Source organism: Thalassoglobus polymorphus, assembly GCF_007744255.1.
In the GTDB taxonomy this organism is placed as follows: Bacteria; Planctomycetota; Planctomycetia; order Planctomycetales; family Planctomycetaceae; genus Thalassoglobus; species Thalassoglobus polymorphus.
Map to the genome: position 1 here is coordinate 1,698,018 of NZ_CP036267.1, position 19,961 is coordinate 1,717,978.

The 19,961-nt window shown below is 50.5% G+C and carries 9 protein-coding genes; 7 read left to right on the plus strand and 2 right to left on the minus strand.

Features of this window, described 5'->3' with window-relative positions:
* Positions 1-235: 235 nt before the first annotated feature.
* A complete protein-coding gene (locus tag Mal48_RS06290) occupies positions 236-718 on the minus strand; it encodes a hypothetical protein (RefSeq protein ID WP_145197180.1) in 483 nt (160 codons plus the stop codon).
* Positions 719-1,181: 463 nt separating this feature from the next.
* On the opposite strand from Mal48_RS06290, the gene Mal48_RS06295 reads away from it, so the two are divergent.
* Complete coding sequence (locus tag Mal48_RS06295; protein WP_197442105.1) at positions 1,182-3,461, plus strand: serine/threonine protein kinase; 2,280 nt, start codon at positions 1,182-1,184, stop codon at positions 3,459-3,461.
* Between the two features lie 234 nt (positions 3,462-3,695).
* Complete coding sequence (gene gyrA, locus Mal48_RS06300) at positions 3,696-6,548, plus strand: DNA gyrase subunit A (RefSeq protein WP_231739937.1); 2,853 nt, start codon at positions 3,696-3,698, stop codon at positions 6,546-6,548.
* A gap of 555 nt (positions 6,549-7,103) precedes the next feature.
* Here gyrA and acs read toward each other — a convergent pair.
* The gene (acs, locus tag Mal48_RS06305; protein WP_145197185.1) at positions 7,104-9,050 is read right to left on the minus strand and encodes an acetate--CoA ligase; all 1,947 of its coding nucleotides are present in this window, start codon (positions 9,048-9,050) and stop codon (positions 7,104-7,106) included.
* Between the two features lie 446 nt (positions 9,051-9,496).
* On the opposite strand from acs, the gene Mal48_RS06310 reads away from it, so the two are divergent.
* From Mal48_RS06310 to Mal48_RS06330, 5 genes are all read left to right on the plus strand, one after another.
* Entirely contained in the window at positions 9,497-11,599 is a 2,103-nt protein-coding gene (locus tag Mal48_RS06310) for an AsmA family protein (protein ID WP_145197187.1), read from the plus strand.
* A 93-nt stretch (positions 11,600-11,692) separates the two neighbouring features.
* The gene (locus Mal48_RS06315; protein WP_145197189.1) at positions 11,693-12,847 is read left to right on the plus strand and encodes a glycosyl hydrolase family 28-related protein; all 1,155 of its coding nucleotides are present in this window, start codon (positions 11,693-11,695) and stop codon (positions 12,845-12,847) included.
* A 454-nt stretch (positions 12,848-13,301) separates the two neighbouring features.
* The gene (locus Mal48_RS06320; RefSeq protein WP_145197191.1) at positions 13,302-14,870 is read left to right on the plus strand and encodes an efflux transporter outer membrane subunit; all 1,569 of its coding nucleotides are present in this window, start codon (positions 13,302-13,304) and stop codon (positions 14,868-14,870) included.
* Positions 14,863-16,092: an efflux RND transporter periplasmic adaptor subunit gene (locus Mal48_RS06325; protein WP_145197193.1), complete on the plus strand. Its 1,230-nt coding sequence runs from the start codon at positions 14,863-14,865 to the stop codon at positions 16,090-16,092. Before Mal48_RS06320 ends, Mal48_RS06325 begins: the two co-directional genes overlap by 8 nt.
* A gap of 47 nt (positions 16,093-16,139) precedes the next feature.
* Positions 16,140-19,193 carry an efflux RND transporter permease subunit gene (locus Mal48_RS06330; protein WP_145205828.1) on the plus strand — a complete coding sequence of 1,018 codons (3,054 nt, stop codon included), beginning with the start codon at positions 16,140-16,142 and terminating at the stop codon, positions 19,191-19,193.
* Positions 19,194-19,961: the final 768 nt, after the last annotated feature.

Below are 19,961 nucleotides of genomic sequence, written 5' to 3' on the forward strand. Positions count from 1 at the left end.
TGCATAGAACACTTTTGTGTTTCCTGTGTCCGCGCAGAGTGCTGTGCTTGTTCTGGGGCACTCGTTTTCACGTGACAGAATGCGTACATCATTTCCGAAAATGTTCTAGAGCAGTTTGCTCTACCATGACCCCGTGAAGAACGCGTTTCTCTAATAAAATTGCTGTTCGCCACGTGGCAGAACCTGAACACCAATTCGAAAGATGCTCTAGGAATTTTGATTTTCTGTTGTTTCATCAGTAGTACGTCGACGGCGGAGTGAATTCAGTTCGGCATGCATGGCAAGACCCAGAGGCAACGTCGAGGAATCGCTGTGAACCAATATTCAAGGCGACTTGCGAACCTGCAGCGTACCCTGCAAACCATTGGTCAGCCCTTGCATGCCCATTGCATGTGCGGTTTTTCTCTTTCCAGTAAGCCTTTGGAGGCAATGGCGGGACTTCCCCTGAAGCTCCCATTGCCACATCCTCGAATGCTTGCCGGAAACCTGATTTGAAGTCGCGTGAATGAACACCACGAGGCATGTTTTTGTTTGCCAGGCTGTGAGCGACTTGCTTTGTTTTCCATTTGTCCGGCCCCACGCAAACTTTTACGCCTTTCCCAAACATTCCAGTACTATGATGGGGCTGAATCTGCTTCGTATCACAAGATTCACCTGACCAACCTGCCGTGTGGCAGCCAGTCAAGAACAGGCTTAAAATGCAGAGGAGTTTTCTCATAGGTCGAACATCTTTGGGTGAAACCGTGGACGATTTCCTTTTTACGAGGACGTCCTCTCGCTTATCGTCACGCAATTTCGGCAACATCAAAGGAACCAACAACTCCCTTACGACCGACTTGATGCACACAAATGCCCTGCCCTGCCTATTTGTTGCGTCTTTCCTATTTTGGAGGTTTGAGGCAGAGGCAAGGGAGATTTCCGCAGAACGCAGACCTGGTGAAGGGAGAGCTTCTTTCGAATTCGATGTTGTGTTGAAACGGCAAAATGTGCCATAACATGTTGCCGTGATTGGCAATAGCGGCTCAATCTGTGACCTCGGGGAACAGGGTTTCTCTTGACCAGCGGAGACCGTACAACCACGAATTTGGAGTCGTTCAAAGACTTGGAACTGGCTTCTCACCGATGCCAGCCACAAGGTGATGGACAGACGAAATGCAGCACTTAACCAGAGAGTTCCACGGATGGAGCCCCCCTCGGCAGAATTGATTCAGGCATTGCAGACGCTGAAGATCGCGAATGACCGTGAGCTTCAAAAGTGCCGGACGCGCGTACGGAGACTCTCTCAAGGCTTACCCGCTTTCGACTCTGTCTGGATTGATGCGCTCGTTCATGTCGGGGTGATGACACAGTTTCAGGCCCGATATTTTGAGCAAAAGCGATGGCATGAGCTTCAGCTGACGGAATCGCTGGTCCTGCGAGATCAGGTTCACTTCGATCCCGTGATGCCGGTGTTTTTAGCGGTCGATGTGGAGTCGAATACTCGTTGCATGGTGACGCGATGCGGCGTTGACCGAGCTGATTTCGAAGCTGTGTCAGTTCGTCTGAGAACTCTTCGTCAAGTCAGAAGTGACGTCCCCTCGACTGGCACATTTCTCCTGGATCCAGACAAGCGATTCGTTGCTCAATCAAGACCTGCGATTGAAGGAGAATCTTTAGAACGGCTACTCATACGTCGTGGACGGTTCCCTGAGGCGGTTGTTCGGTCGATCGCGGTTGGAGTCTGCGATTATTTTGAACAGAATGGAGAAACGCACTTACATGGAGACCTGAGGCTGTCGAATCTCTGGCTCACAGCATCCGGACGGCTGGAGTTGTTAAATGCCGGGCTGTTCAATCTCGTTTCTCCCAGCCCGACGATTCATACAAAGATCCCGATTGATGCTTACAACGGGATTGCCCCGGAACGGTTAGAGGCTGGCAAAGGAGTGAGTGTTTCAACTGAAATGTATGCATTCGGGTGTCTGCTCTGGCAACTTCTTGCCGGACGCCCTCCACACGCATTGGCTGATCCCCTTGCGAAACTTGCTGCTCACCGCCAAAAGGCGATTCGAGATATCCGCGAACTTGCCCCGGATGTCTCTGATGAGTTTGCTGAATTCATTGCGAAGCTGACCCAACGGCAACCTCTGAAACGCCCGAAACGCTGGGCTGATGCAAGCAGCATGATTTCTGGAACGACGAAAACGCCACAAGCCAGACTGAAATCATTCCTGCATTCCTTTGAATCTGCCGCTCCCCGGAGTCTCGGCCAGAGTCGTGAAAAGTCTCCGGTTCCGTACGCGAAGATCTCGCTCACGCTGGGCTTGACCATCATTGCGTCGATTCTGTTCTGGAATCGCGACCAGTTCAATCTCCCTGCCCTTTCGCAAGTCGGAGCGACGACTCAACCTATCGCACCTGAAGATTTCAAGCCTCTCGTCCCGCTACAAACGCCAACCTTGGAGAAGTCCGAAGAAATCAAGACTGCCGAAATCAGTCTCACCCAAAAAGCACTTCCGGCTCTGCCGGTCCCGGATCAGGAAGGCGTTGTGCTGCTTGATCATCCCGGACCTTTTCGGACAACTTCATTGCATGTCGACGATGTTCTCATCATTCGCGGGCAGGCGGGCATCCGTCCGACGATTCGAGTAGAAGATAATAGTGCAATCCTCGAAGCGAAAACCGTTTCTATCGAGAACGTCCAGCTTGAATTCATACGGAGTGATCAACAGCAAGGAGCGTCTCATTCGGTTCTTCAAGTCGTGGCAGATGAGTTTCGATTCAGCCAATCTCTTATCGCGGGGTCTGAAGAGGCGTCGAATCAATCTTTGCTCAGTTGGAGAGCGAACGGAGCGGATACGATGGCTTCGGGACGACTCCTTGTTTCGAACATCATCGTGAAGTCTCGGCGACCACTCATTGAGTCAACGACGCCTCTTACGACGGCACTCTTCGACAATGTGCTACAGCGTTTGAATGGACCTCTCCTCTTCCTGCACGGAGGAGTTCATGCCGGCCTGCGGGTTCCCGTAGTTCTGAATCACTGCTCGATGGTTGAGCCTGGACCGGTCGTCACTGTTGATCGGCTTGGCGAGACCGCCAGCTCTGGGCTGCTCTCTCTGCAGGGGAAGGAATCGCTGCTGAAGACGTCTGGAAATGTGCCCTTGATCGGGTTTCATGGGGGCAAGCTTAGTGAGACATGGTCAGACCATGTTGAAGTTGCTGCTCAGGGCCTGATCGTTCCGCAAGCTGGCAAACTCTTCGGGCATCGAACTGGGCCACAAGAATCTTGGAGCGAGCTCGCCAGCCAGTTTGTTCGAGTCGATGGTTTGCTTTCTGGAGAGTTTCATTTCACTGAACCAGTAACCGAGAGCGAAGAGCTGCTGCCCGTTCCACAGGCGGTTATTAACCACCTTCCGGTTCGTCTTTCAAGTGAGAATCCCGGGTTCAATTTCGAGCGGTTTGAGGCCTCGCTGAATTGACTCTAAGTCTGTCCCTGAAAATCACTTGCGATTTTCGGGAACGGCTCTGTTCTTGATTGTCGGGGCCAGCGAATTCGACTACAATTGTCATTGCAGAAATGATCTATCGCGACGTGTTGCAAGTTGTTTATCTGAAAGAGCTTGTGACGTCTCCGGGAGTCTGGTGGAAGACCGGGTTTCATCGTTGTTCGTCGTCGCACAAGTTTTTCAAGACAATGCCAGGAGCAGATATCCTTGTCGAACGATTTGACACCCCCCGAAGATCCTCACAACGACTCTCAGCTCTCATCGGAAGGGCTTGTGCCGGGACGGATTCAGAAGCTCGATATTCGCGACGAGATGAAGGAAAGTTATCTCACCTACGCGATGTCGGTGATCGTGAGTCGTGCCTTGCCGGACGTTCGTGACGGTCTGAAACCCGCTCAACGGCGGATTCTAGTCGCCATGAACGATTTGAACCTTGGTCCCTCTTCCGGACGGATCAAGTGTGCAAAAATTTCCGGGGACACCTCTGGAAACTACCACCCGCACGGTGAAAGTGTGATTTACCCTACTCTGGTCCGTATGGGGCAGGATTGGGTGATGCGGGAAATCCTCGTTGATAAACAGGGCAACTTTGGTTCACTCGCTGGTTTAGGCCCAGCTGCGATGCGATATACGGAAGCCCGTCTTTCAGCCGCAGCCTCTGAAATGCTGGACGATCTGAACAAAGATACAGTCGACTTCATTCCGACTTACGACCAACGGAATGAAGAACCGGTCGTACTGCCATCGCGTTTCCCCGGCCTGCTCGTCAACGGCTCTCAGGGGATTGCAGTCGGTATGGCGACCAGTATTCCTCCGCACAACCTCTCAGAGGTCGCCAGTGCTGTCCAACTCCTCATCGACAATCCTGAAGCGACGATCGATGAAATCATCGATGTCCTGCCCGGTCCCGATTTCCCGACCGGCGGAGTGATTTGTGGGCGATTTGGAATTCGTCAGGGATATTTAACAGGACGCTCAACGCTCACACTCAGGGCTAAAGTCGAGTTCGAAACCGAGAAGAACACAGAAGTCATTGTCGTCAAAGAGATCTCTTACCTCGACACACGTGACCGTGTGAAATCGAAGTTGGAAGCCCTCATCAAAGATGACAAGATCAAAGGGATCTCTCGCGTCGTCGATTACACCGACCGCAAGACTCCCAGCTGGCAGGTCCGTTTACATATTTACCTCAAACGAGATGCCGACCGAGAAGTTGTCCTCAACCAGCTTTATAAATACTCACCGTTGCAATCGACGGTTTCAGTCATCTTGCTGGCACTCGTCGGGAACCGTCCTCAAACGTTGAACATCAAGCAGCTTCTTGATGAATTCCTGCGACATCGAGTGACGGTGATTCGTCGTCGAACCGAGTACTTGCTCCACGAAGCTCGTAAGCGAAAACATACCATCGAAGGACTGTTGATCGCCCAGATTGACATCGACGAGATTATCAGCACAATTCGCAACTCTCCCAGCCGGGCAGAAGCAAAAGTTCGCTTGCAGGAGATTCAAGTTCCGTCTGAACTTATTGAACGTGCGTTGGGTGAAGATGGCTTCGAGATGTTTGTCGAAGAGAATGGCGAACAACAGAACTACTCACTTTCTGCCAATCAAACTGAAGCAATCGTCAGCATGCAGCTTGGTTCGCTTGCGAATCTGGAGCGAGAGAATCTCCAGGGCGAACATCGCGGCTTACTCGAAGATATCACCGGGTATCTGCAATTGCTCTCTGACGAAGCAAACATCCGTGCGTTGATTCGCGACGAGATGGAGCAACTCAAGGATAAATTCCCGAACAAGCGTCGCACCGAAATCTCAGAAGAAGAACTTGGTGACGTCGACAAAGACGAGCTGATCACCGAAGAGCCAATGGTGGTGACGTTGTCGCAACGTGGTTACGTCAAGCGAACTCCGCTTTCAACCTACAAGGCACAGAACCGTGGTGGGAAGGGAGTTAAAGGGGCGAAGTCCGACGACGAAGATCCAACTGAACACCTCTTCGTCTCCAGCACTCACAGCTACCTGCTCTTCTTCACAAACTTCGGGAAAGTCTATTGGCAAAAAGTTTACGACTTACCGCTTCAGGGACGCACAGCCAAGGGGCGTGCATTGGTCAATCTGCTGCGATTGTCCGAAGGTGAGCGTGTTCAAGACTGCATCGATATTCGAGAATTCGACGACGAACGCAGTTTGCTGATGGCCACTCGGAAAGGGTACATCAAGAAGACGCTGCTTTCCGCGTATAGCCGCCCAATGAAAGGGGGCATCATCGCGATCAAACTCGAAGACGATGATCGACTCATCGATGTTGTCAAAGTCTCACCGGACGAGAATGTCGTTCTCAGTACAGCATCCGGTATGGCGATTCGGTTTTGTGAATCCGATGCCCGTGCAATGGGAAGAAACTCTCGCGGAGTGCGGGGGATCAAACTCTCGAAAGATGATGAAGTCGTCGGTATGGTCGTTTCCAGCGAGCAGAAGACCTTGCTCACTATTTGCGAAAACGGTTACGGAAAACGGACACCGTTCGGACCTGTCGTTGTTGAAACCAACGAAGATGACGAATCTTCACCAAGCGGCGGAATGCGTTACCGCTTGCAGAAACGTGGTGGCAAAGGACTGCGAGATATCAAAACGACCGCACGAAACGGAAAGGTTATCGGAACTCTCGCAGTGGAAGATGGCGACGATATCCTGCTGATGTCCGCTCAAGGGAAAATTCAGCGACTACGTGCTGCCGACATCAGCACAATTGGTCGAAACACTCAAGGTGTGACGATCATGAAGATGGACAGCGACGATCAAATCGCTGGCATCGCCTGTATTCCAGCTGAAGTCGTCGACGAAGAGGACGACGACGATGCAGTCGCTTCTATGGAGACCGCGGAAGGTCACGAACCGGCATCTGATGTCGTCACCGAAGCCAACGGAACTGAGCCGTCTTCAACAGTTGAAGATCAGCCAGCGACTCCAAGTGATCCTGCTGAAGACCTCAACGACACTCTGGAAGATGAAAACGCCGCGGACGATGAAGAGTCCGCAAGCGACGAAGAAGAGTAAGACAACAACAAGTCCCATACGCCGGGTCTTTGAACTCGGCGTATGGCAACTTGATGTGCGTAGCGTGTCCGATTACCAACTCTGCGGCAACGCTGGAACACTTTCGTGTTTCTCGTGTCCGTGAAGGGTGCTTGTCATGTGATGAATCTCTCAATCCACGAGACAGGTCACGTGCATCTTTCTCAAAACTGCTATAGAGCATCTTTCGAACTGGTTTGCAGGTTCTGCCTCGTGGCGAACCGCATTTTCATTTAAGGAATGCTTTCTTCACGGGCACACGGTAGAACAAACTGCTTTAGAACCAGTCCGGGAACCTCTGGAATCATCGCTTTTCTCAACGTTGCTTTTCTCAACGTTTGAGAGAGCAATTTCAAGTTTTAGAACCAGTTCTAAAATACGATAGCCGGACACTTTGAAGCGTCCGGCTATCACATTTTTTGAAGAGATGTTCACGTTTTGCCTTGAGGCGATCAGCACTTTTACTGCTGAATCGCGTTCAACGTCGACACACATGGTAGTGTGAACGACTCATAAGGTTATCCGTGAGTTCGAATTTTAACCTTCTTGTCTGAGCTTCTCCAAGATGCTCTGGTCTTCCAGAGTTGATGTATCCTGGTTGTTTTCTCTTCCAGCGGCGATGTCTTTGAGGAGGCGTCGCATAATTTTTCCGGAGCGAGTTTTCGGAAGGGCTGGCGTGAAGCGGATTTGGTCCGGAGTGGCGATGGCACCGATTTGGTGGCGGACATGCTTGATCAGTGTGTTTTTCACTTCGTCAATCGGGATGTCTCCCTTGGGAATTACGAAGCAGCAGATGCCCTCCCCTTTGAGGTCATGCGGATAGCCAACGACGGCCGCTTCTGCGACGAGGTCGTGTGAAACCAGCGCCGATTCAATTTCCATTGTGCTCAAACGATGTCCTGAAACGTTCAAGACATCGTCGACGCGACCCATGATCCAGTAGTAACCATCCTCATCTTTCCGTGCTCCATCGCCTGCGAAGTAGTACTTGCCGTCGAACTTTGAGAAGTAGGTCTCGATAAAACGTTCATGGTCGCCGTAGAGTGTGCGAAGCATGTGTGGCCATGGCTGAGTCATCACAAGCAAGCCACCTTGATTCGCTTCAAGTTCTTTGCCCTCTTCGTTGACAATCGCAGGCACGACGCCCGGGAGCGGTTTTGTGCAAGAACCGGGCTTCGCTGGGGTGACGCCCGGCAGCGGGCTGATCATGATGCCCCCGGTCTCGGTTTGCCACCATGTGTCGACGATTGGGCAGCGTTCGCCGCCAATCAGTTTGTGATACCACATCCAGGCTTCGGGGTTAATCGGCTCTCCCACACTTCCCAAGAGACGCAGTGAAGAGAGGTCGTACTTCTGCGGCCATTGATCGCCCCACTTAATGAAGGCGCGAATTGCGGTCGGTGCAGTGTAGAAAATATTGACGCGGTACTTTTCAACGACTTCCCAGAATCGGCCTTCGTCTGGCCAGTTGGGAGCTCCTTCATACATCACCGATGTCACACCATTCGCGAGTGGTCCGTAGATGATATAGCTGTGACCGGTAACCCAGCCGATGTCGGCGGTACACCAGTATGTGTCTTCGTCTTTGTAGTCGAAGACCCATTTCGAACTCATTTTTGTTCCGAGCATATAGCCCGCTGTGGTGTGTAGCACACCCTTCGGTTTTCCGGTTGATCCAGAAGTGTATAAAATGAAGAGCGGGTGTTCAGAATCGAGTGGGGTTGCTTCACGGTCTGCTGATGCATTTTCCATCAGATCGTGCCACCAGTAGTCACGGTCTGGAACCATCTCGATATCGCCACCGGTACGTCGAACGACAACCACTTTCTCAACGGAAGACGATTTCTCAAGTGATTCATCGACGGTTGATTTCAGCGCGATTTCTTTCCCACGACGCCAACCTCCGTCGGCGGTGATGACGAGTTTCGATTGTGCATCATTATTGCGATCAGAAATGGCGTCTGCACTGAACCCCCCGAAGATGATGGAGTGTGTTGCCCCGACACGAGCACAGGCCAGCATCGCGATTGCAAGTTCGGGGATCATGGGCATGTAAATCGTGACCCGGTCCCCTTTTTCGACGCCGAGTTGATCCAGAACGCTGGCGAATTTGCAGACTTCGCGATGCAATTCCTGATACGTCAGCGTTCGTGTTTCACCTGGTTCTCCCTCCCAGATGAGAGCTGCTTTGTTCTTTCTCCAAGTTGTCAAATGCTGATCAAGACACTGGTACGACGCATTAATTTTTCCCCCCTGAAACCATTTGGTGTCAGGCATGTCTCCTTCCATTACAGAATCGAACGGTTGGAACCATTCGAGTTCTTCCTTGGCCAAATCCCCCCAGAATTTTTCGGGGTCGTCTTTTCCCAGTTGCCACATTTGCTGATATTGCTCCTCAGAAGAGATCAGCGCATTGGCAGTGAATTCAGCGGGTGGGACAAACTTACGATCTTCCTGAAGAATGGATTCGATGGCGTCGGACATTGTAAAGGAGCCTTTTTCTGTTGAGCGTTTGGCAAATAATATTGTTTTGTTTTAGAACTGATCCTGAAACTTGAGTTTGCTTACTCAAACGTTGAGAAAAGCAACTGTTCCAGAGGTTTCCGGACTGGTTCTAGCAAAACCTGACTTCGTGATCGTGCTTCTCCTAATTCAGGAACGCGAGATCACCAGCCACTACAGGGGTACAAAAAACTGTCGACCTCGAATGTGGATTCGAGGTCGAATGTGTGTTGATGTTGATTTGAAACGTTGATGCTAAGACTCCCCGCCCCTGAGTTCAACAGAACCGCCAAAAGTTCTGATTCGCTCACACTGATTTCACTTGGTAAGGTATACTCATTGCGCAGATTAACGGTCTGGTCAGGATTCTGACGGGGCTGCAGATTGTAGCAATCAGCCCGCGATCACCATGGAGGAGCAAAGCCAGGATGTTTGGAAAAAACGAGACAAACTCAGAGACGGACTCGAATTCGCCCGCAAAAAAACAAAAGAAACCACCAAGCTTTTTACGGCTGGTCCTACGCTCCATGACCACGATGGGAATTATCGTTTTGGTGGGGCTTTTTTGCCTGCCTTGGCTCGCTTCCTCATTTCTAACACAGCAAACTGCAGAAAAATGGATTTCTGAGAGTTTTCCGGGAAATATCAAGATTGGTGATGCGTCCGTTGGCTGGAACTCTCCGGTCATGCTGAATGATATTGTCTTCGAAGATGAGACTGGAAAGAAACTGGCTGAAGTTGAGGCTGTGACGTCGAATCAAACGATGCTCGACCTGCTGCGGAATCAATCCCGTCCGATGGAACTGGAATTTGAAGGGATGCGAGCCTCTTTTGTAGTCCCTCGCTTGAAAGCTGCTCAAACGTCGAAGAAACCAATCGATATCGAGTCAGTCGTGGAAGACCTTTTCAAACAGAAAGTTCCTAAACCGGCTCGCGATATGACCATCCGCATCGTTCGGAGCGAACTGACCTTAACCGATGCAGAAGGCAAATCACTGGCCCGTTGGAGTCCCATCAAGGCGACATATGAATCAAGCAGCACAACTCCACCGAAACAGAAGTTGAAGATCGATGCACCAGTTGCTTCGCTGGTTTCGAGCGAGTCGATGCCTGAGGCAAATTCTGGAAATTTAGGATTCGTTGCCGACTGGACCGGTTCAGCCTCTCCCACAACGAAGGAGTCTCTCTCACTCACGCTCGATTGTGCTCAGCAACCACTTGCCGTCTTGCAGCCATTAGTCGAAACATATTTTCCAGACATGATTCCCGGGGCTCCGGTCACTTTTCAGATTGATGGTCTACTTGAACGTGTCGGGCAGGAAGAGTTGTTGTTGAAGCTGGACACCCAACTGACCGATCATCGGCCTTTGAGCACCTCGCAGTCTCCCTTGAATTTTGATGTCGAAGCGAGCTACTCACAAAAAGAGGATCGGATTGACGTCCCTCGATTGTTTGCCCAAGTCGACGAAACCTCAGTTGAGCTGCAGGCGGAAGTGGCTGACGTCTCAGGCAAACAGGTCGTCGATGCGCAAGGGCAATTTCGTTCTCCCGCCGAAGGGCTTGCGAATCTCCTTCCGGAATCAATGAAGGAAAATGTCCAGTTCAAGGAAATTGAAGTTTCCGATTTATCGATCAAAGGTCCGTTACGTCCAGATCCTTCAAAACCATTTGACCTGAAGTTTGAGCTTTCGACCATCGTCTCATGGAAAGAAGCGACAGCTTATGGAATTACTTCGAACGATGGCAAAGTCAAACTGACCATGGCCGGGAATGACTTGTTGCTCACCCCGATCGAAATTCCAGTTAGCGGTGGGCATATTCGGCAGTTGCCAAGCTTTGACCTGTCGACGACTCCCCTCACTGTGAGAATTTCAGAAGGGCTCACGCTCGATAAAGTCGCCTTGACCGAAGAGATTTGCCACGACTGGTTGCGTTATGTCTCCCCCCTGCTTTCCGATGCAACCCGTCCGAGTGGAACGTTTTCACTGGTGGCCTCTCCCGCGACATTCCAGCTGGAGAAAATGAACGAAGCGAATCTCTCTGGGAAATTGAATATTCACAAGGCTCAGGTTCGCCCCGGTCCGCTCGCTGACGAAATCATCAACATGGTCTCAGCCGTTCGAGCTGTGAAAGGACCTGGTCAGCAGGAAGAGATTATTTTTCTGGAAATGGAAAACCAGACGGTTGATTACCAGGTTGTCGATGGTCGGGTTTATCACGCCGGTTTCAATTTCAAAGTGGGAGACTTCGACTTCTCCAGTAATGGTTCAGTCGGATTTGATGAAACGCTTGATCTCGTCGTTTCCATGGCATTCCCCGACGAGCTGGCTAATCGCGGACCAATTTTGCAATCGCTTCAGGATGAAGCACTGGTCTTCAAAGTGACCGGGACGATGGATAAGCCGGTCATCAAAGGAGATCAGTTAAAAGACGTCGGAAAACGAATCGGCATTAAAGCTGCAGAAGGTCTCCTTGAGCGAATTTTAGAACGCCGTGGTAACCGGGGGGCGCGTCCCAGACGTGGACGATAATCGATGCTTGTGCGTCAATGACGAGGCCCGGAGATCTCAATTTTCCCTCAGTCGACCTGTAAGAAAACATCTTTAATACAGTGGGCAATCATTATGAAATCGTTATTTCCCTTGCTACTCGTCATCACTACCCAGTTCTCGACTGTGGAGGCCGTGGAGGTCAACATCGTTGATCATGGAGCGATTCCGAATGATGGCAAAGATGATACGCTGGCGATTCGCAAAGCCTTTGACGCCGTTGCAAAAGCGAATGGAGGAACCGTTGTGGTGCCGAAAGGTCGCTTTCTCGTTTCCCGCCAGAAAAGTGAGACACCAATTCTGAGCATTCCTTCAGAGACAACTGTTCGCGGGGAAGGCAACGAATCGATTTTGAAATACGATTCCATAGTGAACGATTCCAACTTCTGGCGGATGTTGGGAGCTTCAAAGAGTTGCAAAAATATTGTCATTCACAGCTTACATTTCGATGGCAGCAACACCTTCCCAAAGTATGAAAAGGGAAAGACTCCCGAGCAGAACCACGGCATCTTCTTCTATTGCAAATCCGGTCCCATTGAGAACGTCACTGTGCGCGATTGTTTTCTCGAAAACTTCAGCGGAGATTGCGTCAGTTTTTCCCGAGGCTGTCGAAACTTCACGATTCGCAATGTAACCGTGAAGAACTTCATTCGCCAGGGAATCCAGATGGGTGGAGGCGTTGGTGACGGTGGCCATCTGGTGACAGAGTGCAAGGATCTTGAACACACAGTCCGACCGGGTGGAACGACGATTCACGTTGAACACGCAGAAGGTGCGAAAGACTTTCGCATCATAAACAATCACTGTCGCAAATCGCTGCTCGCTGGCGGAGGAGCGGAAGGACTGGTTGTGCGGGACAACATGATCCATGGAAGAATCGAAGGGAACAGTATCAAAAACGGCCTGTTCGAAAACAACACGCTCACAGTTGGCGACGGCAAACGTCCCCTGATGCAGTTTGGATACGCCAACGGTCTGACCATTCGTGGCAACACGATCAAAGCTGCCGATTCTGAAGCGACCGGCATCTATGTTTGGGGGACTTCCCGCTACAACCCGGAGCCTTCAAAGGAGATCACCATCGACAACAACAGACTCGAACTCAAGGGCCAACCGATTTACCTCAACGGCGTCCGCGGTTGCAAAATTCAAAACAACACCATCATCGGCAGCGAAGCAAAAAACGAAGTCCGCAAGAGCCGCACAGAATGTGCAGTCGACATTGAATGACGAGAACAGCAATAATTCAATCCCGGAGATGATCTGGGAGTTCTTAGAACCTGTCCGAAAACCTCTGGAATAGCCGCTTTTCTCAACGTTTGAGAGAGCAATTTTAAGTTCCAGGGTCAGTTCTAGAGAAATGCGTACTTCACGGGCACACGGTAGAGCAAGCTGCTCTAGTGAAAACAGTTCTACTAACTCTCTCCTCTTGGAGCAGAATGATGATTCTCGCCACGTGACATTGACTCGGGAGCATTCTTTTTGAGTATCTCATCGTGATTGCCATCATTGCCAAGTCGAATCGCACTGCTATTGCGACTGGTTCAACAAGCCTGTGAGGCGGCTCGATACTCATCTCATTTCGGCAGTTTATGCCATCTGATGAGGCTTGTTTATCAACAAGAGGGCGAGCTCGCGTTTTTATATTGTCCGGAAAGTTGGCATCGGTTTAGTATCGCCAGACATGTCTACTTCCGAAACATTTCAGGCGAGTCGATATCGGTGGGTCGTTTTCTTCGTGCACCTTTTCTGCATGGGTTGCGCCTCTCGTGAATCGGCGATCTTTTGGTCGACTGATCCAGAGCCGCCGTTTACATCGAGCGGTGAAGTCATTCCTCCAGATCGTTGGTGGCTCACCTTCGGAGATACTCGCCTGAATTCACTCATTGAATTATCCTTTCAGGGTAATTTCGATTTGGTCGCTGCCGTAGAGAGACTGAATGCGGCTCATGCACTTGCCCGTCGTGAAGCTTCTGATTTTTTCCCTGATGTGGACGGGTTTCTTGAAACTGAAAGCATTTTTTTTACGAATGGCCCCGATCGGGCGGACTATGCACTTGGTGTCGACTTCAATTATCCGGTGGACCTTTGGGGGGAAATCGAGTATCGAGTTGAAGGAGAAAACTTAAGAGCTGCTGCGACAGGTGCTGACTATCACGCCGTTGCCTTAAATCTTTCCGGTCAAATTGCACGAACATGGTTTGCATTGATCGAAGCTCATGCTCAGCTGGCATTGCTCAATCAGCAAATCAAAACGAATCAAACCGGTGTTGAGCTTCTGGAGGCTGCTTTCGGTGGAGGGATTCGACGCAGTCCTGATGTGTTTCGTCAAAGACAACTTGTCGAATCGACACGTGAACAGGCGGTCGTCGTGCAACTCCAGATCGAACTGCTTGAACATGTACTAGCAGTTCTCTTAGGGCATCCACCTCAGGAAGCTACATATGAGACTCAGGAAAACTTACCAGATCTGCCAGCTGCGCCAGCTACCGGACTTCCCGCGGAACTGGTTCAACGTCGCCCAGACGTACGTCGTGCTTTTCTTGAATTGACAGCAGCCGACTACGACTTCGCTGCGGCTGTGAGTGCCCAGTATCCTCGATTGAATCTTACTGCATCTCTCACAACATTGACCGATAGTCCTGAAAAACTCTTTCAGGAATGGGCTGTTGGTCTCGGTGGTCAATTGATTGGTCCGCTGCTGGATGGCGGTCAACGTCGAGCCGAAGTTGATCGTCGATACGCAATCGTGCAAGAGCGGTTCGCTGACTATAATCAAGCAACGCTGCTCGCGTTTAGACAAGTCGAAGACGCACTCGCCCGTGAACGATATATCCTCGAAAGAATTGACCGTCTGAAAGCTCAGTTGGAAGAGGCAGAGAAGTCCACCCCCATACTTCGCAGGTATTATTTTATTCAAGAAGTTGACTACCTGAACGTGCTTAGCTCAATCATGTCTGAGCAAAGCTTGCAACGCGAAGTGCTGTCTGCCAGACTGGACCTGATACAAAATCGTGTAGAACTCTACCTCGCCCTGGCAGGAAGCTTTGAGCCGACTGCTCCCGCAACCCTTGAAGTTCCCTCTACTGTAGAACTTGAAGTTCCCCCCACTGTAAAAGTTGAAGTTCCTCCCACTGTAGAAGTTGAAGTTCCTCCCACTGTAGAAGTTGACTCGAACGAACCAGCTGAAGCCGTTGATTTATTAGAGTTAGACGAAGAAATTCCTCCCCTAGAGATCATTGTCGATGAGTGATTCGCCGAAATCAAAACCGAAGTGGCGCTGGATTCGCATCATTCTTACGATCATTATCTGCCTCGGAATTATCAGCGCCTCAGTTGCGGCGGTTGTGGTGATCAATCAAACCGAGCCGACAGCTCAAAAGATTGAGTCGACACGGAAATCGGCAGCGCTGGTTGAGACGATGACCGTCGAGCGCGGTGCGTTTTCACCACAAATAGTAGTGCTGGGATCGGTTGAGCCAGCCAGTGATGTCGTCCTCAGTCCTCGTGTTAGCGGACAAGTTCTTCTCATGGGGCCGAAGCTTGTTCCGGGAGGGATGATCAAGAAAGGCGATCTTCTCTTAAAGATTGACCCTGCGGATTTTGAGAATGCTGTCTCGATCAAAGAAAGTGAACTGCAGCAGACTCGAGCAGCGTTGAAAATCGAGGAAGGTCGACAATCAGTCGCCAAGCAGGAACTTGCTTTACTCGAAGGGACAATCGAAGGCGCCGACCGTGAACTGGTGCTGAGAGAACCGCAGATTGCATCGATTCGTGCTGAAGTGAGCGCCGCTGAAGCAGCCGTTCAACGTGCAAAACTCGATTTGGAACGAACCGAAATCTTCGCCCCATTCGATGCGCATGTCATGAGCCGTTCGGTGAATGTCGGATCGCAAGTCCGACCAGGCGATGAACTTGCTCAGCTTGTAGGTGTCGAAGAGTATTGGATTATGGCATCTGTTCCGATTCGTCACTTAAAATGGATTCAGTTTCAAGACAAAGACGAGAGTGGTTCAGAGGTCGTGCTTCGAAATACCGACACATGGCCGGCTGGAGCAACACGGACTGGGACAGTCGCTCGCATGATTGGAACTTTGGATCCACAGACACGACTGGCGAGTGTGTTAATCACTGTGCAGGATCCTCTAGCTCTGAAATCAGATGCACCTCCATTGATTCTCGAAACGTTGATGGAGACTCATATCGCAGGTCGAACCATCGAAGATGTGATTCGCTTAAATCGTGGATACATCCATGAAGGTGATACTGTTTGGGTCATGAAAGATGACAAGCTGGAAATTCGTCGAGTCGAGATCGTTTTTCGGGATGGCGAAGATGCCTACATCCAAACGGGATTAAACTCGGGAGACGAAATCGTGATCACCAATCTCGCAACGGTTGCCGAAGGGATTGGACTACGTAAAGCCGAGGCGACACCGATTCAAACCGAAGATTCTGACGAGGTATTGGATTGAGTGCCGAAATTGACCAACCGAAGGCTTCTCCAGGGCCAATTGCTTGGATGGCTCGAAATTCCATTGCAGCCAATCTGCTGATGGTGATTCTGCTAGGTGGAGGAGTCTGGTCTGCATTTACAATTCAGAAAGAAGTCTTTCCCCAGTTTCAGTTAGATGTTGTGGAAGTCGGCGTCGGTTATCCGGGAGCTGCTCCGTCAGAAGTCGAACAGGGAATTTTACGCCCAATTGAAGAAGCAGTTCGCGGCGTTGATGGGATTCGAGAAATTACCAGCGAAGCCCGAGAAGGTCAGGGTGATGTGCTGATTGAGCTCGTCGCTGGGCAGGACCGGATGAAAGCGTTCCAGGATATCGATCAGGCAGTCAATCGAATTCGAACGTTTCCTGACGACATCGAACAGCCCGAAGTGAGTCTGCAATCCGAACAACAGGAAGTCATGGAGGTCGGGTTATTTGGGCCAGTCGATGTCTGGACGCTTCGGAAACTGGCGGAACAACTCCGTGACCAGTTGCAGTCGCACGAACAAATCACGCAAGTCGAGTTGGGAAGAGTTCCGGGGTATGTCACACATGTCGAGATCCCCCGGCAGCGACTCCGGCAATACGGTTTAACTCTTTCTGATGTTGCTCGCATTATACGAACGTCCAGCCAGGATGTCGCAGCAGGTGCTGTGGAGACAAGCTCCGGCCAAATTTTGCTCCGCCTCAAAGCTCGTAAGCAACAAGCCGACGAGTTTGCAGAAGTTGAGATCGTCAGTGGAGCCGAAGGACAGGTCGTGACCTTAGGCGATATCGCGACAATCCGAGATGGATTTGAAGAAATCGGGTTCCATTCTCAGTTTAATGAGACTCCTTCTGTTGAGCTAAATATCTTCCGCGTCGGTTCCCAGTCACCGATCGAAATCGCCAAAGCGGTCGAAGAGACGATGGCGGACTTCGAAAGTTCGTTGCCACCGGGGGTGAAGTGGCGCATTGACAATAATAATGCGGAAGAGTTTCGCCGCAGATTGAGTCTGGTCATCGAGAACGCTGTATTAGCGGTCGTCATCGTATTGGTGATTTTGTCACTCTTCTTAGAATTCCGTTTGGCGTTTTGGGTGATGATGGGGATGGCCGTCTCGTTTGTGGGGGGAGTCTTACTTCTGCCTCTCGTCGGCCTGAGCATCAACATGATCTCACTTTTTGGTTTTCTGGTGGTCCTGGGAATTGTCGTTGATGACGCTGTCGTTGTCGGCGAAAACGTTTATGAAGAACGGCTAAAACAAAAAAATGACCTCTCAGCAGCAATCGACGGGACCAAAGATGTTGCCGGCCCGGTTCTCTTCAGTATTCTGACGAATATCGTCGCGTTCATTCCCCTGCTCTTTATTCCAGGTGAAACAGGAAAGTTTTGGCGACCATTGCCAGCAGTCGTCATTGTTGTACTGGCACTTTCACTCATTGAATCCCTGTTCATATTACCTGCCCACCTGACACATGCCGGTTCGGCATCACGGTCTCGTGGATTGCGAGGATTGCTTCATCGCGGACAGCAAAGTTTTAGCCGCGGTTTCACTCGTCTCGTGGAAATCATTTACGGTCCGATCCTCAAGCAATTCCTGAAAATCCGCTACGTGACGACATCGCTGGCGCTCGGATTATTTTTTGTGGTTGGTGGGTACGCGTTGAGCGCCCACATGGGCATGGTTCTGATGCCAGAGGTCTCAGCTGATGAGATTGAATGTGGTGTGCGACTCCCCGTTGGAACGACCCGTGAGCAGTCTGCTGAGCTCGCTGCGATTGTGACCCAGGCAAGCCAACGCATGTTTGATGAACACAATCTTCATGAAGTGGCAGAGGGGATTAAAACAAATGTTCGCCGTCAAAACTTTATTGATGTCGAGATTGTTCTCAAGCCGCCTGATCAGCGAGACATGACAGCAAACGAAGTCATTGAACTCTGGAGAGATTCGATTGGCGATCTCCCGGGAGTTGATCAAATTACATTTGAAGCCGAAAGTGGTCCTGGAGGTTTTCGTCAGGATATCAGTATCGATCTCAGTCATAGCGACGTCGATGTTCTTGGCCAGGCTTCGCAAGCATTTGTAGAACGTCTCGAAAGTTTTTCAAATACTCGTGACGTCAGTGATAGCTATAATAAAGGGAAATCTCAGTATGACTTCAAACTTCGTCCCGAAGGCCGATCCCTTGGGTTGACTGATGAAGAGGTGGGGGATCAATTACGATCCGCATTCTTCGGTTCACTGGCACTCCGTCTGCTGCGTGGAACGAACGAAATTGAAGTCCGTGTGAAGCTGCCAGAAGAGCAACGAAAAGACATTCACCATCTCGAAGACTTGGTGATCCGAACTCCCGATGGAGTGGAAGTTCCGTTACTTGATGTCGCTGATGTAGAAAAAAGTGAGGCCTTCACAAGTATCAATCGCCGCAACGGTCGGCGAGTTGTCAACGTTTCCATGGATGTCGATCCCAAGCGTGCCGTCACCCAGGTGATCAGAGCTTTACGAGAAGAAACACTGCCGCAACTTCGCGATGATTATCCCGGGATTACTTGGACATTCGAAGGCAGCGACGCAGAAATGCGGCAGGCGACTTCGGCATTGTGGGGATATTTTGGGCTCGCATTGGCAATCATTTACTCTCTCCTGGCAGTTGCTTTCCGGAACTATGTTCAGCCACTCATCGTGCTGGTTGCCATTCCCTTTGGAATTATCGGAGCTGTGTTAGGGCATATGTGGTTAGGTTATGACCTCTCTCTTGTCAGCCTCATGGGAGTCATTGCTCTTTCTGGCGTTGTCATCAATGATTCACTGATCATGATCGACTACGCAAATCGTAATCGCGGTGATAAATCTGCATTCGAAGCGATTACGGAAGCTGGGCTCCGTCGGTTCCGACCTATTATGCTCACGACATTGACGACCTTTGGCGGTCTTATGCCACTCATCTTCGAGACCTCTCTGCAGGCCCAATACATCATTCCCATGGCGATCTCACTCGGCTTCGGGATTCTTTTTTCCACAACCATTATCCTCGTACTGGTCCCTTGTCTGTACCTCATCCTCGATGACATCTATCAGTTTTATACTGTCAGACCTTGACCATTGCTGACTGATTTTTGGCTGATAAGGCCAGCGATCGACTCAACTCGTTCGGAGCGATTTCAGGTCGGGGACCGGATGGAAATGGACTGGTTGAGTTGTTCGATCTTCTCTTTCTCAACATTGTCACTCTGAATGGCATTCAGTGTTAAGCGTGACCGAAGGACGAAAGTGATGCCTTCATCCAAGCAGAAGTCTGCCAGCCAACCCCCATGAAGTTGCAGTCCGCATCAACAGGAGGTCCTCTTGCTGTGCGAGGAACATTTGGGATGTGAAGAGAACGGAGGTAATGCATCAGGCTCCGATTTCAAGTGAGTGTGCGAAAAAATCTTGCGGAAGAATACGACAATGCAGCAAGGCATTTGCTTTGCGTGCAGAGCAGTCCGGCATTAACATTGATGCTGAAGTTTGAAAAAACTTATCCTGGAGCATTTCCAATGCTTCTCTTGTCCGCGAAGTGCGTTTTCACAAGTCCATAAGCTGCTTCCACGAAACAGAACTGTTAAGACGAATTTTAGATATGCTCGATCGCATTTTTTGAATGGGTTTTCAGGTTCTGCCTTGTGGAGAGGAGGCTATGAAGTCATGAAAGTGAGCTTTACGGGCACGATCAGCATCGAAAATGCCGAGTCTCCTCGTGTTGTGAAAAAGAAAACCGGAATCAGGACGAAAGTCTCCTGGGACGAGTACAGAAACGTAATCTTGAGCCAGTAAAACCTTAAGATAATCTCACTCCACAACGAGGCCATGATGAGTATTCACTGCGTG

What these genes read in the sequence shown, in the direction of transcription:
- Mal48_RS06310 (WP_145197187.1), top strand. Translation starts at nt 9,497, where the DNA reads ATGTTTGGAAAAAACGAGACAAACTCAGAGACGGACTCGAATTCGCCC.
- Mal48_RS06295 (WP_197442105.1), top strand. Translation starts at nt 1,182, where the DNA reads ATGGAGCCCCCCTCGGCAGAATTGATTCAGGCATTGCAGACGCTGAAG.
- Mal48_RS06315 (WP_145197189.1), top strand. Translation starts at nt 11,693, where the DNA reads ATGAAATCGTTATTTCCCTTGCTACTCGTCATCACTACCCAGTTCTCG.
- Mal48_RS06290 (WP_145197180.1), bottom strand. Translation starts at nt 718, where the DNA reads ATGAGAAAACTCCTCTGCATTTTAAGCCTGTTCTTGACTGGCTGCCAC.
- acs (WP_145197185.1), bottom strand. Translation starts at nt 9,050, where the DNA reads ATGTCCGACGCCATCGAATCCATTCTTCAGGAAGATCGTAAGTTTGTC.
- Mal48_RS06330 (WP_145205828.1), top strand. Translation starts at nt 16,140, where the DNA reads ATGGCTCGAAATTCCATTGCAGCCAATCTGCTGATGGTGATTCTGCTA.
- Mal48_RS06320 (WP_145197191.1), top strand. Translation starts at nt 13,302, where the DNA reads ATGTCTACTTCCGAAACATTTCAGGCGAGTCGATATCGGTGGGTCGTT.
- Mal48_RS06325 (WP_145197193.1), top strand. Translation starts at nt 14,863, where the DNA reads ATGAGTGATTCGCCGAAATCAAAACCGAAGTGGCGCTGGATTCGCATC.